The sequence below is a fragment of the Mesorhizobium sp. CO1-1-11 genome (assembly GCF_020164995.1).
Lineage (GTDB): Bacteria > Pseudomonadota > Alphaproteobacteria > Rhizobiales > Rhizobiaceae > Mesorhizobium > Mesorhizobium australicum.
Genome location: NZ_JAIUHE010000005.1, coordinates 193,134 through 219,869, shown reverse-complemented (window position 1 = coordinate 219,869; position 26,736 = coordinate 193,134). Strand labels below are relative to the sequence as shown.

Annotated in this window: 25 protein-coding genes and 1 pseudogene; 11 read left to right on the top strand and 15 right to left on the bottom strand. The window is 64.8% G+C overall.

The annotated features are described in order from the left end of the window. Positions 1 to 72: 72 nt before the first annotated feature. A complete protein-coding gene (locus LB554_RS07765; RefSeq protein ID WP_140617911.1) occupies positions 73 to 354 on the bottom strand; it encodes a DUF982 domain-containing protein in 282 nt (93 codons plus the stop codon). Positions 355 to 446: 92 nt separating this feature from the next. Between LB554_RS07765 and LB554_RS07760 the strand changes: the two genes are divergently transcribed. The 3 genes from LB554_RS07760 (at position 447) to LB554_RS07750 (ending at position 2,104) form a co-directional block, all read left to right on the top strand. Then, positions 447 to 1,061, top strand: coding sequence for a YdaU family protein (locus tag LB554_RS07760; protein WP_140716485.1), 615 nt, complete (start codon positions 447 to 449; stop codon positions 1,059 to 1,061). Beyond that, positions 982 to 1,353, top strand: coding sequence for a hypothetical protein (locus tag LB554_RS07755; protein WP_224583950.1), 372 nt, complete (start codon positions 982 to 984; stop codon positions 1,351 to 1,353). Before LB554_RS07760 ends, LB554_RS07755 begins: the two co-directional genes overlap by 80 nt. A 157-nt stretch (positions 1,354 to 1,510) precedes the next feature. Next, complete coding sequence (locus tag LB554_RS07750; protein WP_224583948.1) at positions 1,511 to 2,104, top strand: DUF6456 domain-containing protein; 594 nt, start codon at positions 1,511 to 1,513, stop codon at positions 2,102 to 2,104. A gap of 110 nt (positions 2,105 to 2,214) precedes the next feature. Here LB554_RS07750 and LB554_RS07745 read toward each other — a convergent pair whose 3' ends face one another. The 4 genes from LB554_RS07745 to LB554_RS07730 all read right to left on the bottom strand — a co-directional run bounded on the left by LB554_RS07745 (position 2,215) and on the right by LB554_RS07730 (position 6,509). Next, complete coding sequence (locus tag LB554_RS07745; protein WP_224583946.1) at positions 2,215 to 2,568, bottom strand: hypothetical protein; 354 nt, start codon at positions 2,566 to 2,568, stop codon at positions 2,215 to 2,217. A 252-nt stretch (positions 2,569 to 2,820) separates the two neighbouring features. After that, positions 2,821 to 4,848: an acyltransferase family protein gene (locus LB554_RS07740; RefSeq protein WP_224583944.1), complete on the bottom strand. Its 2,028-nt coding sequence runs from the start codon at positions 4,846 to 4,848 to the stop codon at positions 2,821 to 2,823. Between the two features lie 268 nt (positions 4,849 to 5,116). Continuing rightward, positions 5,117 to 5,419: a hypothetical protein gene (locus tag LB554_RS07735; protein WP_015316825.1), complete on the bottom strand. Its 303-nt coding sequence runs from the start codon at positions 5,417 to 5,419 to the stop codon at positions 5,117 to 5,119. A 505-nt stretch (positions 5,420 to 5,924) separates the two neighbouring features. Then, complete coding sequence (locus LB554_RS07730) at positions 5,925 to 6,509, bottom strand: TetR/AcrR family transcriptional regulator (protein WP_140663505.1); 585 nt, start codon at positions 6,507 to 6,509, stop codon at positions 5,925 to 5,927. Positions 6,510 to 6,612: 103 nt separating this feature from the next. On the opposite strand from LB554_RS07730, the pseudogene LB554_RS07725 reads away from it, so the two are divergent. Continuing rightward, positions 6,613 to 7,411 (top strand): annotated as a pseudogene (locus tag LB554_RS07725) (oxidoreductase). A gap of 27 nt (positions 7,412 to 7,438) precedes the next feature. After that, the gene (locus tag LB554_RS07720) at positions 7,439 to 8,440 is read left to right on the top strand and encodes an NADP-dependent oxidoreductase (RefSeq protein WP_224584048.1); all 1,002 of its coding nucleotides are present in this window, start codon (positions 7,439 to 7,441) and stop codon (positions 8,438 to 8,440) included. A gap of 53 nt (positions 8,441 to 8,493) precedes the next feature. On the opposite strand, the gene LB554_RS07715 is transcribed toward LB554_RS07720, so the two are convergent. From LB554_RS07715 to LB554_RS07680, 8 genes are all read right to left on the bottom strand, one after another. Beyond that, positions 8,494 to 9,171: a GntR family transcriptional regulator gene (locus LB554_RS07715; RefSeq protein WP_015316829.1), complete on the bottom strand. Its 678-nt coding sequence runs from the start codon at positions 9,169 to 9,171 to the stop codon at positions 8,494 to 8,496. Between the two features lie 48 nt (positions 9,172 to 9,219). Further along, on the bottom strand, positions 9,220 to 9,414 hold the full coding sequence (locus tag LB554_RS07710) for a hypothetical protein (RefSeq protein ID WP_041163396.1): 195 nt from the start codon (positions 9,412 to 9,414) through the stop codon (positions 9,220 to 9,222). Positions 9,415 to 9,604: 190 nt separating this feature from the next. Then, positions 9,605 to 9,988, bottom strand: coding sequence for a hypothetical protein (locus LB554_RS07705; RefSeq protein WP_224583942.1), 384 nt, complete (start codon positions 9,986 to 9,988; stop codon positions 9,605 to 9,607). Between the two features lie 113 nt (positions 9,989 to 10,101). Then, positions 10,102 to 11,133 (bottom strand): hydroxyacid dehydrogenase, encoded by a 1,032-nt coding sequence (locus LB554_RS07700; protein ID WP_224527266.1) that lies wholly within the window; start codon positions 11,131 to 11,133, stop codon positions 10,102 to 10,104. A 368-nt stretch (positions 11,134 to 11,501) separates the two neighbouring features. Further along, positions 11,502 to 11,708, bottom strand: coding sequence for a hypothetical protein (locus LB554_RS07695; protein ID WP_041163398.1), 207 nt, complete (start codon positions 11,706 to 11,708; stop codon positions 11,502 to 11,504). A 52-nt stretch (positions 11,709 to 11,760) separates the two neighbouring features. Next, positions 11,761 to 11,964: a hypothetical protein gene (locus LB554_RS07690; RefSeq protein ID WP_015316833.1), complete on the bottom strand. Its 204-nt coding sequence runs from the start codon at positions 11,962 to 11,964 to the stop codon at positions 11,761 to 11,763. A gap of 197 nt (positions 11,965 to 12,161) precedes the next feature. Continuing rightward, a complete protein-coding gene (locus LB554_RS07685; RefSeq protein ID WP_015316834.1) occupies positions 12,162 to 13,370 on the bottom strand; it encodes an FAD-dependent oxidoreductase in 1,209 nt (402 codons plus the stop codon). A 95-nt stretch (positions 13,371 to 13,465) separates the two neighbouring features. Continuing rightward, entirely contained in the window at positions 13,466 to 14,989 is a 1,524-nt protein-coding gene (locus LB554_RS07680; RefSeq protein ID WP_224583940.1) for a formyl transferase, read from the bottom strand. Positions 14,990 to 15,272: 283 nt separating this feature from the next. Here LB554_RS07680 and LB554_RS07675 point away from each other — a divergent pair, with 283 nt between their 5' ends. Next, entirely contained in the window at positions 15,273 to 17,405 is a 2,133-nt protein-coding gene (locus LB554_RS07675) for a GumC family protein (protein WP_224583938.1), read from the top strand. A gap of 1 nt (position 17,406) precedes the next feature. Then, positions 17,407 to 18,762, top strand: a complete 1,356-nt coding sequence (locus LB554_RS07670) for a VpsF family polysaccharide biosynthesis protein (RefSeq protein ID WP_181171322.1) — start codon at positions 17,407 to 17,409, stop codon at positions 18,760 to 18,762. Between the two features lie 42 nt (positions 18,763 to 18,804). Here LB554_RS07670 and LB554_RS07665 read toward each other — a convergent pair whose 3' ends face one another. Then, on the bottom strand, positions 18,805 to 20,073 hold the full coding sequence (locus tag LB554_RS07665) for a glycoside hydrolase family 5 protein (RefSeq protein WP_224583936.1): 1,269 nt from the start codon (positions 20,071 to 20,073) through the stop codon (positions 18,805 to 18,807). Next, positions 20,070 to 21,239 carry a DUF1972 domain-containing protein gene (locus LB554_RS07660; RefSeq protein ID WP_224583934.1) on the bottom strand — a complete coding sequence of 390 codons (1,170 nt, stop codon included), beginning with the start codon at positions 21,237 to 21,239 and terminating at the stop codon, positions 20,070 to 20,072. Before LB554_RS07660 ends, LB554_RS07665 begins: the two co-directional genes overlap by 4 nt. Before the next feature lie 440 nt (positions 21,240 to 21,679). Here LB554_RS07660 and LB554_RS07655 point away from each other — a divergent pair, with 440 nt between their 5' ends. The 4 genes from LB554_RS07655 to LB554_RS07640 are packed head-to-tail and all read left to right on the top strand — an operon-like array spanning position 21,680 to position 26,632. After that, positions 21,680 to 22,849 (top strand): glycosyltransferase family 4 protein, encoded by a 1,170-nt coding sequence (locus LB554_RS07655; protein WP_083883006.1) that lies wholly within the window; start codon positions 21,680 to 21,682, stop codon positions 22,847 to 22,849. Further along, positions 22,846 to 24,147 carry a hypothetical protein gene (locus LB554_RS07650; protein WP_015316841.1) on the top strand — a complete coding sequence of 434 codons (1,302 nt, stop codon included), beginning with the start codon at positions 22,846 to 22,848 and terminating at the stop codon, positions 24,145 to 24,147. The genes LB554_RS07655 and LB554_RS07650 overlap by 4 nt, the downstream gene beginning before the upstream one ends. A 9-nt stretch (positions 24,148 to 24,156) precedes the next feature. Beyond that, positions 24,157 to 25,374 (top strand): GNAT family N-acetyltransferase, encoded by a 1,218-nt coding sequence (locus LB554_RS07645; protein ID WP_224583932.1) that lies wholly within the window; start codon positions 24,157 to 24,159, stop codon positions 25,372 to 25,374. A gap of 34 nt (positions 25,375 to 25,408) precedes the next feature. Beyond that, a complete protein-coding gene (locus LB554_RS07640; protein ID WP_411962615.1) occupies positions 25,409 to 26,632 on the top strand; it encodes a GNAT family N-acetyltransferase in 1,224 nt (407 codons plus the stop codon). Positions 26,633 to 26,736 lie beyond the last annotated feature (104 nt).

Sequence of the window (26,736 nt, the reverse complement as noted above, 5' to 3'; positions counted from 1 at the left end):
CGGTGCGGGCGCGGCTTTCGAGCCGACGCTCATAAACGCACAAGGCCTGCCGCCGGTTGCATCGCGGCCGTCTCAGGGGCTCGCTGCCGCGTCGAGCCACTCATGTGCGCGGCTTCTTGGCTTGGCCACCAATATGCCTTGTTGCCTGGCCGCCTCGCGGAAGGCCTCGAAGGCGGGCCGCGGACAGCAAGTACCCTCGACCGCGAGCCGGACGAGCCGTGCCGCCTCGAGATAGCCCGGCGCGGTTTTGTCGGGCCATTGGTGACGAAGCGCTGTCGCCGCATCGGCCACCGAGCCGACCAGCATGGTCTTGTTGTCGCAGAAACGCAGGGTCACCGGCATGAAAGCCGTCATGGGCAATCCTCCCTTGGGCATGGACGCGTCACAACGTCCGGACCGGCGGCGGGTTCCATTAGCGCGGCTGTAAGAACGAGGTGGTGCACGGCATGAGCGAACGGCCCTTCATGCAGCTCTACGTCTCCGATTTCGTCGGCGACACGCTGCAACTCTCGACCGAGCAGATCGGCGCCTACATGCTGCTGCTGATGGCGATGTGGAATGCCGGGGGAAGCCTGCCCGATGATGACGCCAGGCTGGCGCGCGTGGCGCGCCTGCCGTTGAAGCGATGGCGGGCGATCAGCGCCGAGCTGCTCGCCTTCTTCGAGCGCGAGGGCGACGAGATCGGACACAAGAGACTGACGAAGGAGCTGCGCAAGGCGCGGCTCAAGAGCGAGGCGAGAGCGGCCGCCGGCGCGCGCGGCGGAGCCGCCACCGCCTTGAAAACAAAGGCGCATACCCAAGCAAATGCCGATGTTTTGACGCGGCATTCTCCAGAGTCCAGAAACCAGATGGAAAAAGCTTCGGCTTTTTCAGCGCGCGAAGGGCGCGAAAGACCGGGCCGGCTCAAAAAGCCGCCGGGCTGGACCAGGCCGAAAACCCACGGGGACGCCGCCAACGCCATCATCGAGGAGATCCGCGGATATGACCACGGCCGAACTGCAGCAGGCAACGAAGGCGCTGGCGGCAATGTTCTCCTGCTTCCCGCAATCCGCCCTGACTGACGTCGAGATGCAACTGCGCGGCTACCTCGGCGCGATCAGGGATGCCGAGCTGGGCGACCTGCAGGCCGCCATCCAGCGCTTCGTGCGCGGCGAGGTGAGGAGCGGCAACGCGCAGTTCTGTCCTTCGAGCGCGCAGCTCTGCATCGAAGTGCGCGAGCGGCGGGTGATGCGGGAGTTGCTGGCGCGGAGGGGCGCCGGCCTGGTTTCCTCGCCTGTGCGAAGCGGGGGAGAGGCGGCCCGGCGAAGCCGGCACGGAGAGGGGGACGCCGTCGGCCACGCCAGAGCCGACTGAGAATTGAGCATCGCAATGCGCCCCCCTGAAGAGCAACTTTCGACTGTCGGCGCTGCCCCCTCCGTCCGCTTCGCAGCCCACCTCTCCCCACGCTTTGCGTGGGCGAGGAACCCAGCTTCTGCAAGGCCATCACTCGAAGACAACCAAGGAGCCACCCATGCCCAAAAAAACCAAGGCCGCCAGGCCGCAAGCGCCGAAACTGCCGAGAGGCGAGGCCGAGCAGGTGCGCATCCGTCGCGAGGTCGGCCATGATTTCGCGCTGAAGGACGATGCCTTCGGCCGCAAGCGGCTGACACCGGGCACGGCCGAGGCGCGGCGCGTCTATGAGGTGTCGAATGACGGCCACACTTCCACCGGCGGCATCGTGCGGGTGCGCAATGTCGACCCGCTGCTGGGCATCACCTCGCTGACCCGCCAACAGCGCGAGGCCGGCATGCGCTACCGCGAGCACTTCCGGTGCAGCCAGCAGGCCGATATCAAGCCGATGCGCTGGACGGAGCGCGTCGACGGCGGCCGCATCGGCGGCGGCATCGCCGACAGCGTGCTCAACGCCGGCCGCACGCACGCCGCCGCGACACCGGCCCTCGGGCATTGGGATGTGGCGGCAATCGTGCATAAGGTCGTGTGCCTGGAACAGCCGGTGAAGACCGTGGCCGAACAGGATGGCGAAGGCCGCGACGTGGTGACAAGGCTGTTGAAGGTAGGGCTCGACCTGCTGGCCGTGCACTATGGGATGATGATGGGACGTTAGGGTTGTTCAACCCCGACGATGCGGGCGCGCCGGCAGATGCTGGTGTTTTACGCAAGCCGGACGGCAATATTGATCCGGCCGGCTAACGCCGGCCGGATCAAATCCCAAGGTCAGTAGCCGCAGACCCGCACTCTCTCGATTACACGGTGGTGGTGGCGCCAATGCTTCACCAGCTCGGTGTGGCAGCGGCGATGGTACATGCCGTAATAGCGCGGCCGGTAGCCGTCGTCGTACACGCCATAACGATAGTGGTGACGGCGGTAATAGGCTCCATCGTCGGAGTAGCCACCGTAATAGTCGCTATCGTCGGAGTAGTGACGGTAATAGTCGCGATGTCTGGGAACGTAGTAGTCGTCATCATAGCCGTTCCCGATGCCGAGCGTGATACTGGCGGAATTTGCCGGAGCGACCACCGCCATCGCCGAAGCGACCGCGATCACGGATGCAAGCAAGAGCTTTTTCATGACAACCTCCTTCTTAAGGTGTGCCTAATAAACGCTGCAGCCGCGGCCCTGTTCCCATAAATCGGTGGATCGATCGTTCGAGCTGTTTGCCGGGACGCGAAAGGACCTGTCCGGCGATGCCGCCCTGGCCATACCTGTCAACATGGTGGGGCGCGTTTTGAACCTTGGCCGCCGCTGTCCATTTCCCCTGGATGCAACGGGGGCCGAGTAAGCGGGCGCCTCTTCTTTCTTCCGCAGGAGAAAGGAAACCCTCTAGAACAGCGCCTTTTCCAGCGGTGCTGCCAGTGTCTCGGCAAAGGCCGTCGCCAGATGATGCCTGTCGCGGAAGGCGAGTTTGCCGTCGATGAAGACGTGGCATTCGGTCGGGCCGCAGAAGCGGTCGGTGAGGTCGACATAGAGCGTGTCGGGGATGCTTTTCACCACCGCGCGCTCGGCGGCGGCCACGTCGTCATTGGCGGCCTCGGCCCTCGGCGTGTCGCACAGCGACGGCGCCTCGCGCCACCACAGCGCGCGGGCGACGCAGGCGTTCGCGAAGCTGTCGCCGATCGGCGTGTCGCGGATGACGGCGGCCTCGACGCCGGCCTGGCTGAAGGCCTCCAAGGTGGAGCGCAGGCCAGCCTGCCAGCGAGCTATCTCGGCCTTGCGGCTGGCGGCGGACATGTCGCGTGTCAGATTGCCGATCGAGAATTCCGAGATCACCACCAGGCGCGGCTTGCTGCGGATAATGTCTGAAATCGCCTGTTCGCGCCAGGCGTCGCATTCGATGTAGTCGCGCTTGAGCACGGCGTTGAAGGTCGACAGCCGTGAAGCACGGCACGAGGATTTGAGGTAGGTGACCACTTTGGTGTCGTTGCGTTTTGCTGCCTCGACCAGCGGCGTCGACCAGTGGTCGGCATGCGAATCGCCGAACAGCACGATGGTGTGGGCGGCGTCGGCCGGCCCGAAGGTGCAAGGTTTCGGCTCCACCGTGTGAAAATCGAGCAGGCAGTCCTTGTCGACGGCGCGCGCGATGGACGGCTGTTCGGCGGCCTCTTCGATGCCGCGCTGGGTGGGATCGATGTTGCGCGTGGCCAGATGCGCGTTGGCGTAGGCCGCAGCCACGCCGGCGGCGGTCAGCACGAGGGCCGGGGCGAGGGCAAGCCCGGGGAAAAGCCGAAGCGGTCCTGCGGCCGGGCTGGCGTCGAAGCGAAAGGCTCTGGCTGTCGCCGCCAGCCAGTCGCCGCGCCGCGCGGGGTTTTCGATCAGCCGGTAGGTGGCCGCCGACAGCGCCAGCGCCAGCACGGCGCAGCCGATGCGCTGCGCCACGCCGAGGTCGGGCTGCAGCATGGTGGCATAGACGATCACGGGCCAATGCCAGAGATAGAGCGAATAGGAGAGCGTGCCGACCCACTGCAAGGGCGGCAGCGAGAGCATGGCGGCGGGCGCCGAGGCTCGCCAGCGAGTCCTGGCCGGGGCATCGCCCTGCTCGCCGGCGCCGTTCAACAGCACCAGCACGGAGCCGGCAACCGGCAGCAGCGCGTACCAGCCGGGGAAGGGCAGGTCTTCGCTCAAACAGAGATAGGCGACGGCGATCAGCGCCAAGCCCAGCCATTCCTGTGCCGCCCGCAGCCAGGACTGATGCCGCCACAAGATTGGCGCGGCAAAGGTCGCCATGCCGCCGGCGGCGAATTCCCAGGCCCGCAGCGGCGAGAAATAGAAAGCCCAGGCCGGCGAGAGACTGGTGAGCCAGAGACAAGCCGCGAAGGAGGCGAGGCCGACGGTACCGATCACGACCACCGTCATGCGCCGGCCCCGATGCAGCCAGGCGGCGAAGACAAGCAGTGCCGGCCAGACGAGATAGAACTGCTCCTCCACCGACAGCGACCAGAAGTGGATGAAGGGGTTGCTCAAGGCATCGGCGGCGAAATAGTCGAACGACCAGCGCAGCAGCCACAGATTGATGGTATAGGCCGCGGCATACATGGCGCCGCGCGAATAGAGCGCCTGTTCCTGCGGCGCCATGATGAAGGTGCCGACGGCGAGCGTGACCAGGATGACGAAGATGGCGGCCGGCAGAAGGCGCCGTGCGCGCCTGGCATAGAAGCGCCAGAGGTCGAGCCGGCCGGTCTCGGTGATCTCCTGCATCAGATGCGTGGTGATCAGCCAGCCGGAAATGACAAAGAAGATGTCGACCCCGGCAAAGCCGCCAGGCAGCGCCGTGAGGCCGAAATGGTAGGCGACGACGCCGCCAACCGCCAGCGCGCGCAAGCCCTGTATGTCAGGCCGAAACGATGCCGCCACGACAGCTCCTTCGTTTGCGCCCAGCCGTCACCTGTCCGGCCGGGTAGCCGATATTGCAATGCAGCATATATTTCGCAGTGCAACATGGCCAGAGCAAGGACGCTGTTTTTTCCTCTTCTTGAAAAAAGCGGGAAATGTGTTGATCGAGGCAAAAACTCGTGGGGTCAGGCACTTGGAGTGGGGGCCGAATGAGTAGCGGCAGGGCAAAGCACGGCGGTCACGAAAACAGCCCCGCGAACGGGGCTGTTTTCACGGCTGCGGCGCGTTATCAACTGCCGCCGTTCAATTTCACGCTGCTGCAGAACTCCGGATGCGTGTTGGTCGGGTTGGCGTTCTTGGCCTCGTCGGCGCAGGCGGTCTTCATGGCGGTCTGGTCCTCGGGCGTGAGGGCCTTCCAGGCTTTGACGAAGTCATCATTGCCGACCATCTTCTTCATGCCTGAGTCCGTGTAGAACGGCTTCATCTTGGCAGGATCGTCGAGAGCGGATGTTCCCGTGCTGCCTCCCGCGAGAGCCGAACCGGTGGCCATCGAAAGCGCCATCGCGCCAAGACAGATCATCTTGATGTTCATGACTGGATCCTTCCCTGTTGTTTTGTGATCGTCGAAGCAACGATCAAGGTTATAACGAAACAGTTTGCCCGAAAGTTCCGGTTTATCAGACCAAGATTCCCTAATTCCGCCAAAATGTGTTCTGTCTAACCTTTGAATATCTTCTATATTTGGAACGCGAGCCACGGCTCCAGGCGACTGCTTGGTTTTGAGCGATCTTCCCCGCTGCTGCTCCGCTGACGCTGGACGACCAGGCTTCAGGTCGTCTGGACAACTTCGCGGCTCGCGGATGGTTCCGGGTTCCGGCAGGACGGCCTTGTCGCCGCACAAAAAGGCCTCGCGGGCGCAGCCAGCGAGGCATTGATTGGAGGGACTTGTCATCGCCTCAGGAAGCGATTGCGCAGCAACGAGGCCGGCTTGCGGAAAGTTTCAGCGCCCAGCGACCGCCAAGCGCCTCTGCTACGAGAGCCGAGATCAGCTTGCCGGCACCTTGCAGACTTCGTCTGAGCTACAGCTTCGCTCGAACCTAGGAGGAAGCCTCGCTATCCCGCTGGATCAGCGTGCGCGCCGCGTCTGCCCCTGCCGCGAGGATGCGTTCCGAGAGTTCCGTTCCGTCCACGGCGCGGGCCATCTGAAGGGCGCCGATAAGGGTCGCAAAGATGCCCAGCGCAACGCTTTCCCGATTCCGGGTCCGCGGCGGCAGTTCCGCCGCCACTTGGCGCACCTGGGTCAGCAAGCGCTCGGTATAGAGTTGACGTGTTTCGGAAGGCTCGCGTGCGATCTCCGGCAGCAATGCGGCGGACGCGCAGCCCTGTCCCGGATTGTCTCGGTGTGCCGTCGACAGATAAGCGTCGATGGCCATATCCAGGCCGCCGGCAGCCAAAGCTTCGCGGATCTGGTCCGACTGATCCTCCAAGGCCGCTGCCACGGTTTCACGGACAAGCGCCGCCTTGGATTGAAAGTGCGGATAGAAGGCCCCGTTGGTCAGGCCGGCGTCTTTCATGATGGTTGCGAGCCCGGACGCGGCGATACCGTCACCGCGAAAACGGTTGGCGGCAACCTCCATGATCCGGCTGCGCGAGGCGTCCTTCCGGCCTTTTTCATAGCGCATGGCTGCGATTCCTTTCTTCTATTGCATTATGAGTGTAATATGATATTACGAGCATAATTCTAACGAGGCGAAAAAGCTAGCCCTCATGATTTTGGAGCACCAAATGAACAGGAATTCGGGAAAGACCGCGCTCGTCACGGGAGCCTCCTCGGGCATCGGCCGGGGGGGGGGGGCCGCGAGCGGGATTTACCGTGTTCGGTACAAGCCGCCGCAAGCTCGGCGACAGCCCGAACGGAGTAACCATGCTGGTTTGCGATGTGACCGACGACAAGGCCATCGATGCACTCGTTTCAACCATACACGCGCGGACCGGCCGCATCGATCTGCTGGTCAACAATGCCGGCGTCGGCATGTTTGGAGGAGCCGAAGAATCCTCGATCTCGCAGGTGGAGGCGCTGTTCGACGTCAATCTGTTCGGCGTCATGCGCGTGACCAATGCGGTGTTGCCGTCGATGCGGCGGCAGGGCGTAGGACGCATCATAAATATCGGCTCGATCCTGGGATTGGTACCCGCGCCATATTCGGCGCATTACTCCGCGGTCAAGCACGCGCTCGAAGGTTATTCGGAATCGCTCGATCATGAGATTCGTGCCTTCAATATTCGCGTCTCGGTCATCGAGCCGGCATTCGTGCGCACCGTCTTCGACCAGAATGGAATAGAACCGGATTCCGTGCTGAAGGAATACGATCGGGCGCGAGCCGGCTTCAAGGCGTTGCTTGCCGATGTGATGCCCAAAGCCGATCGGCCGGAAGTGGTGGCGGATGTGGTCGTCAAAGCGGCGACCGCCAGCCAGCCGCGCACCGCGGGCAAGGCGGCCCGGCAGGTCAGCCTGCTGCGTCGCTTCGCGCCCGCCGGGATGTTCGACAAGACCTTGCGCAAGCAGTTCCGCTTGCCTGCCTGAGCAAACGATTTTCAGAAAGTGACCATGATGAAAGCCTTTGTCGTCGACAAATATCAGAAGAAGGGCGCCCTGCGGCTGGCCGAAATGCCAGAGCCGGATCCGCGGGACGATGATGTCCTGGTCGAGATTCATGCCGCCGCCGTGAACCTCCTGGATGCCAAAGTCCGGGACGGAGAGTTCAAACCCATCCTGCCCTATCGCCCGCCCTTCATTCTGGGCCACGACGTGGCAGGGATCGTCGTGCGGGTCGGATCGAAAGTCCGCGGCTTCAAGCCAAACGACGAAGTCTATGCCCGGCCGCGCGATGGCCGGATCGGGACATTCGCGCAATCCATAGCCATGAACGAAGCCGACGTGGCCCTGAAGCCAAAAAACCTCAGCATGGAAGAGGCCGCCTCGATCCCGCTCGTCGGCCTGACTGCCTGGCAGGTGCTGGTCGAGAAAGCCAAACTGAGGAAGGGCCAGAAAGTCTTCATCCAGGCCGGTTCCGGCGGGGTGGGGACCTTCGCCATCCAGCTGGCGAAGCATCTCGGCGCGACGGTCGCGACAACAGCGAGCGCGGCGAGCACCGATCTGGTCAAAAGTCTCGGCGCCGATATCGTCGTCGATTACAAGAAGGACGATTTCGAAAACGTCCTGCAGGGCTACGACGTTGTCCTGAACAGCCAGGACGCCAAGACGCTCGAAAAATCGCTGCGCGTTCTGAAGCCGGGCGGCAAGCTGATCTCCATCTCCGGCCCCCCGGATTCCGACTTTGCCAGGAAACAAGGCCTCAACGTCGTCCTGAGGCTGATCGTGGGCCTGCTGAGCCGTGGCATACGCCGCAAGGCAAAACGCGCCGGTGTCGACTATTCGTTCCTGTTCATGTGGGCGCAGGGCGACCAGCTGGGCAAAATCACGTCGCTCATCGAATCCGGCGCCGTACGCCCCGTCGTCGATCGGGTCTTCCCATTCGAACAGACCAACGAAGCATTGACCTATGTCGGGACCGGACGGGCAAAAGGCAAGGTCGTCATCAAGGTCAGATAGAATGGCGCGGCAGCGGCGCGTCACCTGTACCCCGGCGCTGTCCGTCATCATCCTTAGCCGGCGTCGCGGCCCACCGGTCCCATCTCGACCTCCCTGAGATAAAACGCCTTGCTCGGCTGCAGGTGGTCGACGCAGAGCTGCGCCAGCACCCAATTGTCGCTGCGTTTCAGCGCCTCGATCATCATCAGATGATGCTGGCGCGAGATTTCGAGCTTGTCCCGGTCGGCCAGCGAATTCGCCCGTACCGGCAGGCTGAGGCGCATATAGTGCTCGATCGAGGACACGAGATAGGCGTTGCCGCAGGCCGAGAACATGGTGAGGTGGAAGCGGTCGTTGGCCTCATGGATGCCTCTGAGGTAGCCGGCGTCGACATGGGTGCTGTAGACGCGGTGGATCTCGATCAGCTCGGCGATCAGCGCCTCGCTCGCCGGCAGCCGGATCATCAGCGCGGCCTGGCGCTGCAGCATCTCGCGCACCTCATATATCTGGCGGACTTCCTCGGGGGCGAGCCGGCGCACCGTGGCGCCCTTGTTGCGCTCGCGCGTGGCGACGCCAAGCCTTTCCAGCTGGTAGAGGGCCTGGCGGATGGTGTGGCGCGAGACCGGGAAGCGGGCCAGCAGCACGTCCTCGACCAGCCGCGTGCCGGGCGCCAGCCGGCCAAAGATGATGTCTTCCTCCAGCGCATGGACGATATCGGCTTCCTTGCCGCCATAGTCGACCGTGTTGAGCATCGCGATCCTCTTGCTGGCCCGGCCAAATCGTCATTGGCCCCGACCACTCTAGCGTTCGCGCGCGAGGCTGGCCACAAGCTGGTCGAGGCTGACGTCGCCGCACATCCGCATCGCGTGGCGCAGGCTGATCCTGCCGACTTGCTGGCGCATGATGACCGGCAGGCAGGCCGGCCCCGCTCCGGTCAGCACGAAGGCCTGGCCGACCAGGACCGGTTCGGAGAAGGGCGCCCACTGCACGGCCACGAATGGGACCTTCGGCCAATATCGCTGCTGGACATGGAAAGGCCCGCCACCGACGCGACTCGTGACGGGCCTTCCGAGTACGCCGGGCTTCCCACCGCCCGGCCATTTGCAAAACCAGCCGGCGGCGCGATCGTTCCATCAGGAAGCGCGGGCGTCTCTGGGAGACGGGCTCACGGACCTTTGCGGGTCACTATTTGTGGATGAGCCATTCTATCAAGCCGGTCTCGACCAGCTCGCAGCCGGTAAACTCGTGAACCAGGCTTTTGGCCAGATCGCGCCATTGACACTCGGGCACGTTCGCTTCGGAGACCAGATCTCGAAACACATCGCGCAGAATGTCGGCATCGAACGCTGAGACGGCAAAGGGAACCGGGTCTGTAGCTTCCCAAGCTCGACTGTTGCCATCGCGCTGGCGTTGGCGAAGGCGTTTCAGAAGCTCGCGCGATTGCGCGATCGCGCGCCTGGAATGGTCCATTTCGCGGCGAAAGGCGATGTTTCCAGCAATGGAACGATGTCGTAGCAGGAAGCTGGCTTCGATAGCTGCCCGCGCCACGTCTATATGGCTTCCAACCATCGCTACCTCCCTGAGGTTGTTTTTTACGCCTCCGAAGGTGCATCTCAAAGGGGATTCAGCGTACGGTTTGGTACAAAACCCGCCTATGCGGTTGAGCACACCCGCGCGGTTGCTCAATTCCTGTCGGACGGCTTCGAACGCATCCTCGACACCGTCTCGCGCTCGGCGCGTTTGGAGCGCAGCGGCGGCAGGCCACGGTCGATCAGGTCCATGTCCTCCAGCACCATGTCGCCCATGCGTTTGAAGGCGATGTCGAGGGCGCCGGCGCGATGGGCGGAGCGCAGGAAGCCGGGCAGCGCGCGCACGGGATGGTCGACTGCCAGCGGCTCCTCGGGAAAGACATCGCTGGCGGCAAGGATGTGGCCGCTCTTCACAGCCGCCATCAAGGCGGGGAAATCGACCACGCCGGCACGGCTGAGCAGGATGAAGGCGGCTCCCTTGCGCATCCTGCCAAAAGCATCGGCGCCCAGAAACCCCTGGTTCTCGGAGGTTACTGAGGCGACGACGAAGACGAAGTCGCTTGATGACAGCACCTCGTCCAGCGAGGCCGGCTCGACGCCGTTTTCCCTCAGGATCGACGGCGGCAGCCAGGGGTCGAACACCTTCGTGTGGGTGCGGAAGCCCGACAGCAGGCGGTTGAGGGCGCGGCCGAGATCGCCGAAGCCGATGATGCCGACATCGGCTCCTGAAAGCAGCCGCGCCGTCTGGTTGCCGTCGCCGCCCCACAGTTCCTCGCCTTTGCGGAAAGCAAGGTCGGCATCGACGATGCCGCGGGCAAGGTTGAGCGCCATGGCCAGGCCGAGCTCGGCTACCGGCTCGGCGAAGACCAGGCCCGTCGTGACGACATGGATACCCCGTGCGAACAGTGTTTCGTAGGGCATGTTGTCGAGGAGGTTGCTCTCGACATTGAAGACGCAGCGCAGCGCCTTCATCGCCTCAAGCGTCCGCGGGGAGATCGGCGGCTGGCCGACGATGTAGCGGGCCTCGGCCAGCACCTGGGCCGGCAGCCGCGCCACGCCGTCGGGCGTCGTCTCGACGATGCGATAATGCGCCTTGAGGCGCGCCAGCTGCGGCGGCGTGAAGATCAGTTCGAGCGTGCGCGGCTCGGGCGCGCTGATCACCAGCGGCAAGGCGGTGTCTGACATTGGCAAGGTCCTCCCACGCGCCTTGTGGCGCTTTCTCGATCCTAAATCTATCCCGTGCCGGCGGATTTGAAAGTACGGTGGACCGATTCGCCCGGCGCGGGGCGTTTCGAACAATCACCACGGCCGTCCTGGTACGATTGACATTGGCGGCGAAGCCGGTCTTCTCTACGGTTTCCAACAAGGGGAGATGGCTGGTGAAGAAATACGAGAAGCCAACCTGGCAGAAGCGCGAACGGCTTTCGGCCGTCACTGCTCTCGCTGGACCTTCAGGGTTACCGACCACGCTTTGAATGGGCTAGTGCATTCGCCGGTCGAACAAAGGCGCGATCGACCGATCGCGCCTTTTGCCTTTGCGAACGAGCAGGCCGTCACCCGCGCCGCTTCGGCGGTGCGGGCTTCTGTCGCTCGCCGCTTGGCTCGGCGGACAGCCGCTGCTTGCGAAGGCGCTCGGTCTTTGCGTCGCGGGCCTGCCGTTCGGCGTCGAGGATGAGCCGCGACTCGCGATCGGCTCTCTCAAGCTTATGCTTGTCGACCAATCGGGCCACTTTGTCCTCCGGCAGCGTGTCGCATTCCATGAAACCAACGCCGTTCGGCAAGGTTCCGTTGGGTCCGAGCTTTGAGATCGCGTCAGGATTCTGCGTGGTCCGATCGCTCGGCGCGATGACCGGCCTGCCAACTGGTGAGTTGGCGCTCGGCCTCCGATATGGTCACGCTCATCAAGCCGTCAAATTCGGCCATGGCTTCCATATGCCCATGATCAATGATGGATTTGCGAAGAATGCGCATTGCCAGAATAGCATCCTGCAACGCGCGGTCGATATTCTTGACCATGACAGGATCTCCTGCGGGAATAACCTGTCGGCAAGCCGCTTGTTCCCACCGAACGGCACTGGATCTGCTTTTTGAGCGCGATGTCGCTGTCCCGGTGAAGCGCTCCAGCGGTTTCCTTCTCCGGGAGGGGTGGAGCCAGGTTAGAGGTAAGGCCCTCAGGACAGAACCACGATGACGATAAAGGGTGGAAAGCCCCCTCACGCCATGCCCGGCTCCCGCCGCATTCCCAAATGGCGCACCTTGCGGCCGATGATCATCAGCCTGCGTGCCGTATTGTTGCGCAGGCGCCGCGCGCGCCATTCCAGCCCGGTTTCGGTGGTGATCCGCCTGGCGTAGACACTCACACGCATGCCGGCCTCATCGGAGGCCAGCTTGACCGGATCGTCATAGAAAGCGGCAATCTTGTCCGCCGCCATGCCTGGCGTTTCCAGCCAGCGTGGAATGTGAACGGAATGGAGCTGATCGACGTCGATCATGACCCGCCCTATGCCGACGCCCGGCGTCGGGCATGTCGTCCAGAACGCGTCACCGATGAAGACGACCCCGTCGCGGCGATGGCCTTGCGTCGTGGTCAGGTTGATCTGCCGGACCTCGACGGGACTTGAGACAGCGAAGTTGCCGCATTGCGCCGATATTTCAGGCATCAATTCGCAAAGCATTTTCTGCGGATTGGCCCGAAAGTCCCTCGTCCATTGTTCGGCCACGGTGCGATAGACGAACATGTTGGCCCGCATCTTGTCGCCGAGAGGAAAGACGGTGATGTAGGCGACGCGGTCGCTGGCCCGCCTGCCGTAGCAGGTGACGGCCTGGTAGCCGCATTCGCGCGGCGGAATGGCGAGGTCGAAACCCATCGACAGCGAATGAGCTTTCGATTGCTCGACCCGCTCGACGCCGATGGCGCGCCGCACCGCTTCGCTGTGACCGGTGGCGACCACCAGCAGGCGAGCCGTGATGACCCTGCCGTCGTTCAGCACAAGGCGCTGCCGGTCCGGTCCGGTCGAGACCTCGGCGACCTTGCCGACCGTTATCGGCACTTGCGGGGGAAGGGCATCGCGCAGCCCGTTGATCAACGCTCCATAGGAAAATGCGTATTCGGGCCTGCGCTCACGCGCGAACAACTGGCCAAGGCGGAAGACATGAATGTCGTCAAACGGCGTGACGAGCCGCATGATCGTTTTGTCGAGGCCGAGCTTCTCGAACAGCCGTATCTGATCGGTACCGATTTTTTCGGCCCGGAACTCGTCGTGATGAACGCGGTGCGGATCGATCAGTGCCACCTTGCGGCCGGCTTTTGCCAACACGGTTGCCAGCGTGGTGCCGGCCATTCCGGCGCCAACGATCGCCACGTCGACCTCGATGGGGTCAGCGTCGGCGGGGGTGATATCGCTGCCCTTCATGCTGGTCATCTTCTGTCTCCACAATCCGTGGTGGAAAATATCTTCCGGACCATAATCAACCTCAAGCAACCAACGCGGGTGGCCGGTAGTAACAAACGTTTAGGTTAACCACGGCCACCTCTTTTCCATCGCGGCGCGATCGCCGAGCCGTCGATGAACTCCAGGCCGCCCGCCTCGTTGAGCGTGTGCAGCTTACGCCCACTCCATAGCGCGCCGGGGGTTAAGATCGTCTCGACACGCTGCTCCATGCCGTTCAAATCAAGGTGAGTGACGCGTGCGATGCCAAGGGCGCCGCCGTAGCTCCTGCGGCAGTCCTGTACCGGACGCAGCAACTGGCCGTCACGTTCGACCATGCGTCCGGCCGGCCGCGCCGAGGCGATGTCGATCAGCACCGGATTCCTGGGATGCGGCGTCCAGGGGCCGCGAAAGTCCGGCGCCGACCACAGATGCAGCGCGTCCGAGAAGGCGCCGCCGCCGCCCCGGGCGCTGCCTTCACCGTCCCGGACGGTGGCGAACAGCCACCACGAGCCGCCATGCTCGACCAAGGTGGCGTCGCTGGCGACGATGTCGAACAGCAGCGTCGCTTCCTTGACCCATCCGCCCGGGAAGGCCGTGGCGCGGTAGAGATCCACCGTCCGGTTGGCGCAGCTTTCGGGAACCATCCAAACCTCGCCGTCACGCTCGAAGACGAAGGGGTAGGAGAGATGGTAGGGCAGATCGAGCACCGGCTCCGGACTGCCGATTGGCCCCGACGGACCAAAGGGCACGGCGGAAATGATGGCTCGGCCCAGGCGGTGGATATAGTCCTCGACGAACAGGGTTACCTGTCCCTGATGAAGGATCGGGAACGGATCGGCGTAGAAGCGGCTGCCGTCGTCGGGCAATTCTCGCCAGCCAGAGGCCGGATGCGCGCGCAGGTCGAACAGATCCCGCCCGCCGGTCTGGCGCCAGCCGACCTTCCAGTGCGGGGCGTTGTAGCAGAGATGGTAGATCTTCTGGACGACGCGGCGCGCCAATGCCTTGCCCGCCCTGACGCCGAGCTTGCCGGCCGAGGGCAGCGATGGCGGCCCCCTGCCGTCCTCCGGCTCGGGCAGGGCGGGCAGGGCGCCCCGCGCCGCGCCCGTCACCGCCGCCAGGATCAGGCTTGCCGTGCGCGCCAGCATGTCTTGGAACGAGGCGAGCGCGATGCCGCCATATTCGGTGCCCAGGCGTCCTTCGGCGACGACGGCGCCGTTCTCCTCGATGCAGGCCCGCGGGGTCCGGCCATCGAGGATCGACGCCAGCAGGGCCGCTTCGCCGCCGGCGCCGTCATAGGTCACATGCCAGACGCGTGTTCCTTCCATTCGCACATCGCCGCAGAGGTCGAGCACGAGGTCGGGCGCGGCGGCGGGCTGCGTGTGGTAGGGTGCCAGCGCCGACAACGGCAGGCGCTTGGCCAGTCCGTCCGCGGGCAAGCCATGGATGACCGTTTCAAGCTGGAACAGTGCCGCGACGCTGCCTGGAATGCCGCTCCCGGCTGGGCGTGCGTCGACGCTGACCGCGACCTCGGCGAGCGCGGCCAGGCGCTGCAGCAGCAGCAGGTGAAAGGCACGGAGGCAGTCGCTGTCCAGGCGCAGGCTCACCTGCATGTCGCACCCCTAGAATTCTGATGTTCGGTATTGGCCGGTGTTCGATTTTTAGGCACGATCGGTGGGCGACGGTCGGACTGGAGGAAGATGTTGCTCCATTTCCATTCGTTTCCCACTCGCTTGCGCCCTGTCAACACGGCCCATGCCTCTGCTACGCAAACTCCGTGCCAAAAATCAGAAGAGCTCCCAACATAATTAACAGTGTTTTAACAGTTGGAGTAATAGCTAAGCTTAAGCCGCAATTTAAGCTTTTGGGGCACATGGAGTGTTGTCGGAGCGACCTTTGCAATCATCCCTGCTCTCGTTGCCGCAACAACACGCTCCAGAGGTGATGCAATATGCGCCGGAGCCACCGCTGGCCGCGTCCTATCCGTCCTCGACCGTCGAGCTGGGTGACCTGAAGCGCATTCTGGTGCGCCGCCGTTTCCTGATCCTCGCCACCGCCGCGCTGCTGACCCTCGGGGCGCTGCTCTATGGACTGTTCACGCCGGCGCTTTACAGCTCGGTGGCGGAGATCATCGTCGATCCGCAGGATCTGCAGGTGGTCACCAACGACGTCAATCCGAGCCGCGTTCCGCCTGATGGCGGCATCACCATGGTGGAAAGCCAGGTTGCCGTCGTCCAGTCGAGCGGCGTGCTGCTCAGGGCAATCGCGGCGACCAACCTGACCGAGGACCCGGAATTCAACGGGCAGGGCGGGTTGTTGAGCCGCCTGCTCGGCGGCGTGCTGGGCTCGGGCTCGGCCGAAACCGACAAGGCGGGCAAGACGCTCGATGCGCTGCGCCGGCGGCTTGCGGTCAAGCGGGCCGACAAGGTGCTGGTCCTCGACGTGATCGTTACTGCCAAGAGCGCCGACAAGGCGGCGAAGCTCGCCAATGCCATCGCGCAGGCCTACCTGGCGGATCAGGCGAGCGCGCGCGCGAAGATGGCCACGGATGCTTCCGACTCGATCACGGCGCGGCTGGACGAGCAGCGCAAGCGCGTCCAGCGGGCCGAGAATGCGGTCGAGGCCTACAGGTCGGCCAACAACATGGTGATGGCCGCCGGCAATCTGGTCAGTGACCAGGAACTGACCGAGATCAACACGCAGCTCGCCGCCGCGCAGAGCCGCACCGCGACGCTGAAGGCGCAGGTCGACCAGTTGCGCCGGTCCGGCGGCGCGCCGGACGCGACCTCGGAAGCGATGCGCTCGGCGGTGATTTCGAGCCTGCGGGCGCAGGAGGCGACACTTGTCGACCAGGTTTCGCAGCTCGGCACGGAGCTCGGGCCGCGCCATCCTTCGATGATGGCGGCCCAGCAGCAATTGCGCGACACGCGCGCGCTCATCGCGCGCGAACTCGGTCGTATCGCCGCCGCCGCCGAAACCGACTACGAGCGCGCGCTGGCCAACCAGCAGGCGCTGGAAGCGAAGGTCGCGGGCATGAAGAGCAAGTCGCTCGACACCGACCAGGCCTCGGTCAAGCTGCGCGAACTGCAACGCGATCTCGAGGCGGTGCGCTCCGTCTATGCCACCTATCTGCAACGGGCGCAGGAAACGCGCGAGCAGGTCAATGTCGACAGCACCAATGCGCGCATCATCTCCGACGCCATGCCGGCCCTGAAGAAGAGCTGGCCGCCGCTGTTGCTGCTGGTGTTCGGCGCGTTCTTCGGCGGGCTGGGGCTCGGCACCGGCATGGCGCTGATCGCGGAATATTCATCGCCGACGGTGCTTTCCAGCGCGCAGATGCAATCGGCCATCGACGCGCCCGTGGTGGGCGTGCTGCCGGCAAAATCAGCGCGCCGCCGCTGGTGGCCTTTCGGCGGCGCCGCCGCGCCGGCCGGACAGAAGATGGACGCCGTCGCCGGCCTGGCGTTGAGACGCCTGTTCTCCTCCAGCCGGCGTCCGCCGAACTGGCCACTGGTACCGTCGATCCTGGTGACGTCGGCGCCAGAGGACGCCGCGCAGCGGGGCCGGGTGGCGCGCCTGCTGGCCAACGCGGCGGCGGCCAGGGGCAGCCGTGTCCTGTTCATCGACACCAACAATGCCGGCGGCAGCCAGAAGGAGCCGCAGCCAGGTCTCCTCGACGTGCTGCGCGGCGAATACGCCTTCGAAGCGCTCAGCCAATACGCGCCCGGCAGCAACGTCGCGCTTCTCGGCAAGGGTCGGCCGAAGGCTGCTTTTTCCGAGGCGCAGGGCGTCTATTTCACACAGCATATGCTGGCCCAGGCGAGCCGCAATTTCGAACTCGTCGTCGTCGATGGCGGCGCGCTGGCCGACAATCTCAACGCCTCACCGCTGGTCGCCATGGTCGACGAGATAGTGCTCGTCGCCACGCTGAACGCGACGCCGATGCGCGACGTCACGGCGGCCTCGCAAGCCATTTCGGTCATGGGGCGGTTGCCGACCGGCGCCTTGCTGGTCGACGAGGCGGCCTGACATGGCTGCCATCCGGGGCGCCGCCCGGTCCGCCACCCCGGCGGCCGGCTGGGCTGGCCAGGGTCAAGCCCCGACCGCGCCCCGCACCGGCAATTCCGTCGACTGGGTGACCGGCTACGGCCTCGTCGCGGTGGTGGCGCTGCTGTTCAGCATTTCGGGCGGCATGCTGTGGCTGGTGGGCTACAATTACGACGGCCTGACCGGCAATCCGGCGACCAAGATCCATCCTTCCACCTATCTGCTCGTGCTGATGTTTGCCTGGCGCGCCTGCACGTTCGGCAACCCGGTCGGCTATACGCTGGCCATCGCCGACAGGCGGCCTGCCAGCGCGCTGCTGGCCGTCATGTCGATCATGCTGCTGGTCGTCGTCATCGTCAGGCAGCGCCCCGGCATGGCCGGCATGATCGACACGTTCGTGGCGGCGGCGCTGCTGGTGATGATGCTGGCCGAGGCCGACGAAAAGACGTTCGCCCGCATGCAAACCGTGGTGCACGCGGTGATGACGGTCAACGCGCTGCTGGCGCTGTTCGAGTTCGCCACCAAGACGCTGGTCTTTCCCTACCGGCTCGACGGCGAGGTGTTCATGAACGACCTGCGCTCGACGGCGCTCCAGGGCCATCCTCTGTCTAACGCCACGATCACCTCGATCTATGTGCTGGCGCTGCTCTCCGGTTCGAAATCCCTGTCCATGCCGCTGCGGCTCGGGCTGATCGGCCTGCAATGCGCGGCGCTGGTGGTATTTGGCGGGCGCTCGGCGATGGTGACGACGATCGCGCTCGGCGGCATCTATCTGCTTTTCAGTGGCGTGGCTTATCTGCGGCGAGGACGCATCAGCCTGCCGGGTGCCGCCCTTGCCGTCATGCTCGCCTCGCTGCTGCCGGTCGTGGTGGTCATGCTGTTCTCCTACGGCTTCTTCGACGCGCTGCTGGAGCGCTTCGTGTCGGACAGCGGCAGCGCCAATGCCCGCGTCGAAATGTTCGAGTTGTTCAAGCATTTCGAACTGCGCGACTTGATCGTGGGGCCCGACATCGATCTCATCGAAAGCCTGCGCCGCATCAACGGCCTCGAACAGGGTATCGAGAACCCGATCATCCGCCTGCTCCTCTATCAGGGCGCCTTCTTCACCCTGCTGTTGTTTTTCGGCTTCGCGCTGTTCATGCACGAAGTGGCACGCCGCTGCCATCCCGGCATCTGGCTGCCGATGCTGGGCTGGCTGATCCTGCTCAACACCTCCGAAAGCCTGGCGTCCAAGACGACGCTGATGACCAAGTTCGTGGTGATCGCGCTGGCGCTTTACAGGCCGGTGCGGCCAGCGCGGACGGCGGGGCGTCCGGGCGCACAAGGGGTGCCGAGGTAGCGCTCTACGGCGACAAGGAACTCGGCCGCATTTGGAAGGCGGTTATTCCGGCATCCTCAACCCGAGTGCATCCACCATCGCCGGGTCGAGCGAGCGGGTTTTGTCGTCCATCATGCCCATGCCGTCGAACAGGTCCCAGAAGGCCCAGGGGAAGCCGGATGCCTCGGCGCTCTGCCTGACATCGGCGATGTAGCGGGCGCGGTCGGGATTGGGGGCGGCGACGTAGCGGGCGTCGGTGCGCAGCGCGCCGAATTCGCCCATGATGACGCGCGTCGGGGCGATGCCGTGGCTGTCGGCCCAATCGCGCGCCTGGCCGATATATTTGTCGACGAACCAGCGATCTGGCCTGGCGTCGAAATAGACCTTCAGCACGCGTTCGGTTTCGGCATAGGCGGCCTGCTTGTCCGCTTCCGAGGTTTCGGTGTCCCCGGCCATGCGGGCCCTGACCGAGGCCAGCGTCCGTTCGAGCGAACCGGCGGAGGCTGGCCATGGCACGTTGTTGAGCGCGCGGTAGACCGGCTCGCGCATCCAGGGTGCGCCCTGATGGCTGAACAGATAGGGTTCGTAGAAATGGAAGGTGAACAGGATCGGCTCGAAGGCCGCCAGCGGTTCCGGATCGAGCGCGGCAAGCCCGCTCACCATCGAGCCGCAGCCGCCGGTGACGACCAACGGCAACGTCTGGGATGACGCCCTGGCCGCCGTCAGGAGGGCCGCCTGGACGTTCGACCAGACGTTGGAGGAGCAGGATTGCGGCGGTTCGTTGACCGGTTCCAGCGCCACCACGCCCGACGGGAACCGCTGCAGCCTGTTGGCAAGCGTGCCGACCAGCGCGCGATAGGCTTCGAATTCGGGCGCGGCTGTGCTGGAGACCATGCGGTCGGGATTCCAGTAATGAGTGGCGCCGTTGGCCTGCACGTTGACGATGATGCCGAGATCCGCATCGATGACTGCCGCGACGGCATCGTCCAGCATCGCCAGCAATTTTGCGCGCGTGGCGGCATCGGCGGCCAGGAACGGGCCGGGATCGACCGGCAGGCGGACGAAGTCGAGCCCGGTCCGGCGCAGCCGGCGAAGGTCGTCCGGTGTCGGCACCGGCCGCTGCGACTGGAAGGGCGGCCAGTCATAGTCGGTGCGCGGCGCGGGAAACTCACGCGTCAGCGCGAACCAGGGCCAGGCGTTGACGCCGCGGCGAAAACGCCATTCGCCGGTGGCGGCCAGCGCGGGCGATGCGGACGAGAGTGCTGCCGTTGCGGGCACCAGCGCCGTCGACAGCGCGGTCCTCAGCAGCCGCCGTCGCGACCAGCCCGTCATACGGCGCCGGGCGAGGGACGGTCGACCGGCTGGGCTGCGGCGGCGCTCACGCCCAGAAGCCGGTAGGCTTCGGTTTCATAGGCAAGCAGGACATCGTCCCAGCGGAAAGCTTCGTTGGCGCGGGCTCTCGCGGCCGCGCCGCAGGTCCTGACCAGCGCGTCATCCTCCATCGCCTGCCGCATCCGCTCGGCGCAACTCTGCCGGTCGGTGAAATAGATGGCGGCCGCGCCGGCGGTCCATCTGTTATAGGGGTTGTCGTGGGCGATCACCATGTTGCCGGCGGCCAGGGCCTCGACCAGCGACGGGTTGGTGCCGCCGACGGTGTGGCCATGCAGATAGGCGCGCGCGTGAAAACGCAGCGCCTTCACCGCCGCCTGGTCGTAGATGGCGCCGGGCAGCACCACCGAGGCGTTCGCCGCCTTGCGCACGGCGACATGGTAAGGGATATCGGGGGAAAGCGTGCCCAGCACCACCAGCTTCATGTCGCGCTTCTGGCTGCAGAAGGCCTCGACCATGGGCAGGATGTTGTTGTCGGGCTCGATGCGCGCGATCGAGATCAGGTAGTTGCCAAGCTCAAGGCCGAGCGCGCGCACCGGCGCCTCCGGGGCCGATGTCACCGGGTCGGCGCCATAGGTGATGGTGGCGATGGCGCTGCGCGGCCGGCGCGTCGCCAGGTGATCCGCGATCACCGGATGGTCGGCGACCAGGCGGTGCGAGGCCCAGGCGCCGATCCATTCGTTTAGCCAGAACCATGTGCGCGCAGCCACACCCCATTTGGGCCGGCGCCACTCGATGCCGTCCATGTTGGTGATGATCTTGCGCCGCATCAGCCTCAGCCAGGTCAGGAAGACCGCGCCATTATAGCCGAGCACCAGGCAGATGCCGGGCCGCCGGGCGGCGTCGAGCACGCATTGCCAGTCGAATTCCAGCGTCGCGCGGGGACCTTTCGAGGCGACCTGGACATGGATGAGATCGATGCCGTTCCAGGTGTCGACACGCACCCTTTGGTCGACCCGCTCGACCTCCTCCTGGCAATAGACGCCGACCTTCCAGCCGCGCCCGGCAAGAAACAGCGCCAGCCTCTCGGCGAAGGTTTCAAAGCCACCATGGGCCGCTGGAATGCCGCGCGTCCCGAGGATCAGGATGGTGGGCATTTCAGGTTTCATGGCTGCTGGCGCTTTCAAGTCCGCTCGATTCCGCAATGCGCGGCCGTCCCTCTGGAAACACAGCCCAGCGAATATCCGTGCCAGACTCAGTTCCAGCCATCATCGCACCGGGGTGTAAAATATTTCTTCCAGCGGCCGGAGTTGTTTCACTATCGGTCAACTATCCCAGCGTATGTGTATCGAAACAAGGCAATGCCGCGACCGGGCGACCTGCAGACGGAGAAATCAGGGCAGGCATGATCCTTGCTCATGGACTTTTGTGCGCCACACCGGCGGAGGACGTGCAGCATTTGGTATGGTGATCCGGGTTCTACATCCGCTCGTCACCATGCCGGCAACAAGTGAAGTCCGAAGGGGTGTTGGGCTTGAAGTCTCCAGTCGCCTGTTCTGTCAGGCGGCGGGATCGTCAAACTACCCCTGGCAGAAAGATGCATGGGAATATGCGGATTGCATGCGTCCATCAGGGCTATGAACTCTATGGTTCCGATCGCAGTTTCGCGGAGAGCGTCGCCGCGTTGCGCGCCGCGTTTCCTTCAGCCGATATCGAGGTCGTCCTGCCGCGCAGCGGACCGATCGTGCGGATCCTCGAACCGCATGCGACCCGGATCGTCTTCGAGCCGCTCTGGGTGCTGAGGCGCCAGGCGATTGCGCGCCTTGCCACCATCGAGATGGCGCGGCTGCCGGTCGCGGTGCTGAGGGCCTGGCGGCGGCTCCGGGATTGCGATCTCACCTATGTCAACACCTCGATCGTGGCCGACTATGCGCTTGCCGCGCGCCTGCTGCCGCACAAGGCCGTGCTGCACATCCACGAAATTCCCGAAGGCGCCATGCGCAGGATCCTAGTCGGCCTGATGCACTGGAGCCATGCCGATCTCATCTTCAACTCGCGCGCCACACGCGCCGCGTTCGGCGAGCCCAGATACGCGCGCTCCCATGTGGTCTATAACGGCGTTGCCGGCCCGGCCGCGGCCGAAGCGACGACCTATGACGGCAAGCGGCCGCTCAAGGTGCTGCTGCTTGGCCGCATCAACAGGATCAAGGGCCAGGAAGTGCTTTTGGAGGCGATCGCCTCGTTGCCGGCGGAACTCAAGTCGAGGATCGAGGTGCGGCTGGTCGGCGGCGCCTTCGAAAGTACCGAGCGCGAACGCGCGCTCGCCGAACTGGTCGGCAGCATGGGGCTCGGCGGACGCGTCAGCGTGCTGCCCTTCATCCCCGATCCCTCCGAGCATTATCGCTGGGCCGATATCGTCACCGTGCCCTCGCGGCGTCCCGAATCGCTCGGCCGCGTCGCCATCGAGGCGATGGCCTACGGCCGGCCGCCGCTGGTGTCGGCGATCGGCGGGCTGGTCGAGGTGGTGAGCGACGGTGAGACCGGCTGGCATGTTCCGCCCGGCGATGCCGCCGCCCTTGCAGCCAAACTCGAGGAGATCATCCTGCGGCCCGAGGCCTGGCGCTCCTTTGTCGCTGCCGGGCGGGCGCGCTACGAGGCGGTCTTCAGCGAACCGGTCGCGGCGGCGGCGATCGCGGCGATAGCCGCCGACAAGCTGAAGACAGCCATCGCCAGGCCGGGGCGGACGGCAACCACCCGCCAGGCGGAGACACGGCCGTGAAACTTCCTGGCCATCTGGTGCGGCGTCTCGTGCTGATGATCGGCGGCGAGGCGATGCAGAGCGGCTTCCACTTCGCCCTCAACATCGCGCTGCTGCATATGCTTTCGGCGCAAGGCTACGGCCTCTTTGCCATCGGCATGGTGATGGGCGGCGTCGGCCTGTCCTACATCAGGTCGCTCACCGCCGTTCCGGCCTCGATATGGATGGGCAAGAGCACCAACAGCGCCGGCGTCGATGCCTATGACGTTGCCTTCGGGACGGCGGCGCTGGTTGTTGCCTTGCTGATGGCCGTCGGCACGGCGATCGTGATGCGTCTCTTGGGCGACCCCAGCGGAATTGCCGCGGGCTGTTTCGTCGGCGCATGGTCGCTGCGCAGCCACATGCGCACGGCCTTCTTCGCGCGCCGCCAGCAGGTGATCGTTTCCGTCAGCGATGCCGCCTTCACGATCGCCGGCACGGTCATGGCCGGCTTGGCGATCTGGCTGGCCAAGGACGCGCTGCAGACCGTGTTCTATGCGCTTGCGGCGGCCAATGTGTTTGGCATCTTCGTCCTGGTCAGGCTGGCGCGCCGCACGATGCGCATCAGCTTTCGCATGCCGACACGGCGGCGCTATGCGAGGCTGTGGTCCCAGCTCTGCTGGTCGGCATTCAGCGCCACCACCACCAACATCCAGGGGCAATGCCTGGCGCTGCTGGTCGCGGGCATTGCCGGGCCGGCCGCCTATGCGCCGCTGGCGGCGGTGCTGGTGCTGTTCGCGCCGCTGCGCATCAGCAGTCTTGCCTTCGTGAACATGACGCAGCCCGAACTCGCCAAGCTGATGCGCAACAACGAAACGCGCCGTGTCTGGGCGCAGGCAAAGCTGTGGGCCGTTGTCATGGGCCTTGGCGCGGTTGTCTATGGATGCGCCATCCTGTTCGTCCTGCCGATGATAAAGTCCCAGGCTCTCCAGGACGCGTCGGTGGGATTCATCGGGTTTTTCGTGATCGCGAATTTCGTTCCGATCATGCTCTACATCATGCCCCGCATCGTGCTCGAGATAATGGGTGACTTCCGCATCGTCGCCTTCATCACCCTGGGCGGCGCCATCGTCGGGCTGGCGTTGATCGCCATCCTGCTGTCGATCGCCTCCCCGCCATGGGCGCTGCTGGGTTCGGCGGTGTCCGAGATCTTCGTGCTCGTGGCATCATGGTATTTCGTGCATCACCGCATGTGGAACATCGAACACCCGGACCAGCAGCGCGACAGCCGCCTGGGCTCCTGGCGACGGGCGGTTTCGTTCGCCGCGGTCAAGCGATAGGAGAAGGATGTGACAGGCCACGCAGTGCAAATTGCCGCGACCGACTTGCCTGGCGGGCAGGTCTCGCATCCCACCTCCGTCGCGGCGAACGACGCCTATACGGCAAAACTGCACACCAGCCTCGAGGCGGTCAGGCCACTCTGGCTGCGCCTCCAGGAAAGCGGTGTGTGCACCGGCCACCAGAATTACGCCTGGGCGGAAGGGATCGCCACGCGGCTGCTGCCGGAAGGCGCCGAACTCCTCATCGTCGAGGTGGGCGACGCCACGACTGGCGAACCCAGGATGCTGGTGCCGCTGATGCGGCGCAGGGCCTTCCAGCATTGGGTGGTCGAATGGTTGAGCTGTGGCGTCTGCGACTATTCGGCACCGCTGCTGGCCGATGCCAGCCCGTGGACGCGACAATCCGCGCAGGCTGCGTGGGCGGCGGTGCGCTCGGCGCTGCCGCCGGCGGACCGCGTCCACATCGTGGGGATTCCCCGACAGATTCAGGGCGTCGCCAATCCGCTGGCCTTGCTGTCGGCCACACGCGATTCCATCCAAACCACTTTCGGCCTCGCCATCGACGGCGATCCCGAAACAGTGCTCAAGCGTCTCTGCAGGCCATCCTTCGTCAAGGAATTCGGCAAGGACTGGCGCCGCCTCGAACGGCTTGGCAGCGTGGAACTGGTCGAGGCCGGGGCGCCGGCCGAGGTTGACCGTATCTTCGGCGAACTGGTGCGGATGCGGCTCGACCGCTTTCGCGAGCTTGGTCGCTTCGATCTGCTGACCCAGGAGAACATCGTCGAATTTTACCGGAACGCGGCTGTTCAGGGCCTGTTGGACGGTTCGGTGCGGCTTTTCGGGCTGCTCGTCGGCGAGGCTCTGATCGCGGTTCAATATCTGCTCGTGCATCAAGGGACTGTTCATGCTCTGCTGATAGCAATGGACCAGGGCGTCGTGCCCAATGTCTCGCCGGGGCTTGCAATCATGGGCAGGTTGATCGGCTGGGCGCGCGAACGAGGCTTTGGATATTTCGACCTGTCGGTCGGCAACCAGAGCTACAAGGAACATATGGGCGCCAAGGGTTCGGTATTGGTCGAACTCTGCCATGGGTTCACGATGCGGGGCAGTGTGGCGACCACCGCCATCGAGTTCCGCAGGCGGGCCGAGGCTTTCGTACGCTCCAGCCCAAGGCTGCTCAACGCGGTCCAGGGAACAATGCGGGGTTTTCGGCGCTTGCGTGGATAATGCCCATGCGCCCCAGAACGAATGGGAGAGGCATGTGGCAAGCCAGGCCGTGCGGTTGGTCGCGACAGCGGATGCACCGGTTCAACCGATTTCTCCGGTTAGAGCAGGCATGGGCTCCACCGCGCGCTATACGGCGCGGCTGCACACGAGCTTCGACACCGTAAGGCAGCTCTGGCAGCGTCTTGAGGAGACCGGTTTGTGCACCGGTCACCAGGGCCTTGCCTGGGTGGAAGGGATCGCCGGGCGGCTGATGCCCAAAAGCGCCGAGCTGCTCGTCGTCGAGGTCAATGATGCCGCCACGGGCGCGCATGTCATGCTGCTGCCGCTGATGCGGCGCCGGGCGCTCGGCCACTCCGTGATCGAATGGCTGAGCTGCGGCGTGTGCGATTATTCGGCGCCGCTGCTGGCCGATGCCAGGCCTTGGACCAGGCAAAACGCCGACGCCGCCTGGGCCGCGGTCCGCGCCGTGCTGCCGCCGGCCGACCGCATCCATATTGCGGGGATTCCGCGGGAAATCCACGGCGTGGCCAATCCGCTGGCGCTGCTTTCGGCGGCGCGCGACTCCATTCAGATCGCCTCGGGTCTGGTCATGGATGGCGAGCCGGAGACGCTGGTCAAGCGTATCTGCAAATCCTCCTTCACCAAGAATTTCAACAAGCACTGCCGCCGCTTCGAACAACTCGGAGGCCTCGCACTGGTCGAAGCCGAGACGCCTGAGATGATTGAGGAGCAGTTCGGCAGGCTGCTCGACCTCAGGCTCAACCGCTTTCGCGAACTCGGGCGCTTCGACCTTTTGACGCAGGCGCCGATCGTGGAGTTCTACCGCAACGCCGCGCTGCAGGGGCTTTCCGACGGCTCGGTGCGGCTGTTCGGGCTGCGCGTCGGCCAGGCCTATCTCGCTGTCATGTACGTGCTGGTCATGAAGGGCACCCTGCACGCCCTGCTGCTCGGGATCGACCAGGACGCGGTGGCCAACGTCGCGCCGGGCCTGACGATGATCGGCAAGCTGATGGTGTGGGCACGGGCGCAAGGGCTCGGCTATTTCGACCTCTCGGTCGGCGGACAGGGATACAAGCAGCATATCGGCGCCTCGAACTCGGTGCTGGCCGAACTGTGCGAGGCGATGACGCTGAAGGGCAGGGGCTCGACCACCTATATCAGGCTGCGCTGCAAGGCCGAGCTGTTTGTGCGCTCCGAGCCGCGGCTTTACAAGGCCGTGCAGGGCGTGATGCGCCGTTTGCGGCGGTTGAAGACCTGAAGGACGCCGCCCGCGAAATTGACAGGCGCGCGTGTCTCCGCCATCCTTGGGGCCAGTCGCCGGGCCGCCAAAAGCGGCCGAGTTCCGTGTCAGGCGACCGAGGG

What these genes read in the sequence shown, in the direction of transcription:
- LB554_RS07665 (WP_224583936.1), bottom strand. Translation starts at nt 20,073, where the DNA reads ATGACGGGCTGGTCGCGACGGCGGCTGCTGAGGACCGCGCTGTCGACG.
- LB554_RS07755 (WP_224583950.1), top strand. Translation starts at nt 982, where the DNA reads ATGACCACGGCCGAACTGCAGCAGGCAACGAAGGCGCTGGCGGCAATG.
- LB554_RS07695 (WP_041163398.1), bottom strand. Translation starts at nt 11,708, where the DNA reads ATGGAATGCGACACGCTGCCGGAGGACAAAGTGGCCCGATTGGTCGAC.
- LB554_RS07655 (WP_083883006.1), top strand. Translation starts at nt 21,680, where the DNA reads ATGCGGATTGCATGCGTCCATCAGGGCTATGAACTCTATGGTTCCGAT.
- LB554_RS07700 (WP_224527266.1), bottom strand. Translation starts at nt 11,133, where the DNA reads ATGTCAGACACCGCCTTGCCGCTGGTGATCAGCGCGCCCGAGCCGCGC.
- LB554_RS07750 (WP_224583948.1), top strand. Translation starts at nt 1,511, where the DNA reads ATGCCCAAAAAAACCAAGGCCGCCAGGCCGCAAGCGCCGAAACTGCCG.
- LB554_RS07730 (WP_140663505.1), bottom strand. Translation starts at nt 6,509, where the DNA reads ATGCGCTATGAAAAAGGCCGGAAGGACGCCTCGCGCAGCCGGATCATG.
- LB554_RS07670 (WP_181171322.1), top strand. Translation starts at nt 17,407, where the DNA reads ATGGCTGCCATCCGGGGCGCCGCCCGGTCCGCCACCCCGGCGGCCGGC.
- LB554_RS07765 (WP_140617911.1), bottom strand. Translation starts at nt 354, where the DNA reads ATGACGGCTTTCATGCCGGTGACCCTGCGTTTCTGCGACAACAAGACC.
- LB554_RS07735 (WP_015316825.1), bottom strand. Translation starts at nt 5,419, where the DNA reads ATGAACATCAAGATGATCTGTCTTGGCGCGATGGCGCTTTCGATGGCC.
- LB554_RS07660 (WP_224583934.1), bottom strand. Translation starts at nt 21,239, where the DNA reads ATGAAACCTGAAATGCCCACCATCCTGATCCTCGGGACGCGCGGCATT.
- LB554_RS07705 (WP_224583942.1), bottom strand. Translation starts at nt 9,988, where the DNA reads ATGGTTGGAAGCCATATAGACGTGGCGCGGGCAGCTATCGAAGCCAGC.
- LB554_RS07690 (WP_015316833.1), bottom strand. Translation starts at nt 11,964, where the DNA reads ATGGTCAAGAATATCGACCGCGCGTTGCAGGATGCTATTCTGGCAATG.
- LB554_RS07685 (WP_015316834.1), bottom strand. Translation starts at nt 13,370, where the DNA reads ATGACCAGCATGAAGGGCAGCGATATCACCCCCGCCGACGCTGACCCC.
- LB554_RS07680 (WP_224583940.1), bottom strand. Translation starts at nt 14,989, where the DNA reads ATGCAGGTGAGCCTGCGCCTGGACAGCGACTGCCTCCGTGCCTTTCAC.
- LB554_RS07760 (WP_140716485.1), top strand. Translation starts at nt 447, where the DNA reads ATGAGCGAACGGCCCTTCATGCAGCTCTACGTCTCCGATTTCGTCGGC.
- LB554_RS07715 (WP_015316829.1), bottom strand. Translation starts at nt 9,171, where the DNA reads ATGCTCAACACGGTCGACTATGGCGGCAAGGAAGCCGATATCGTCCAT.
- LB554_RS07745 (WP_224583946.1), bottom strand. Translation starts at nt 2,568, where the DNA reads ATGAAAAAGCTCTTGCTTGCATCCGTGATCGCGGTCGCTTCGGCGATG.
- LB554_RS07720 (WP_224584048.1), top strand. Translation starts at nt 7,439, where the DNA reads ATGAAAGCCTTTGTCGTCGACAAATATCAGAAGAAGGGCGCCCTGCGG.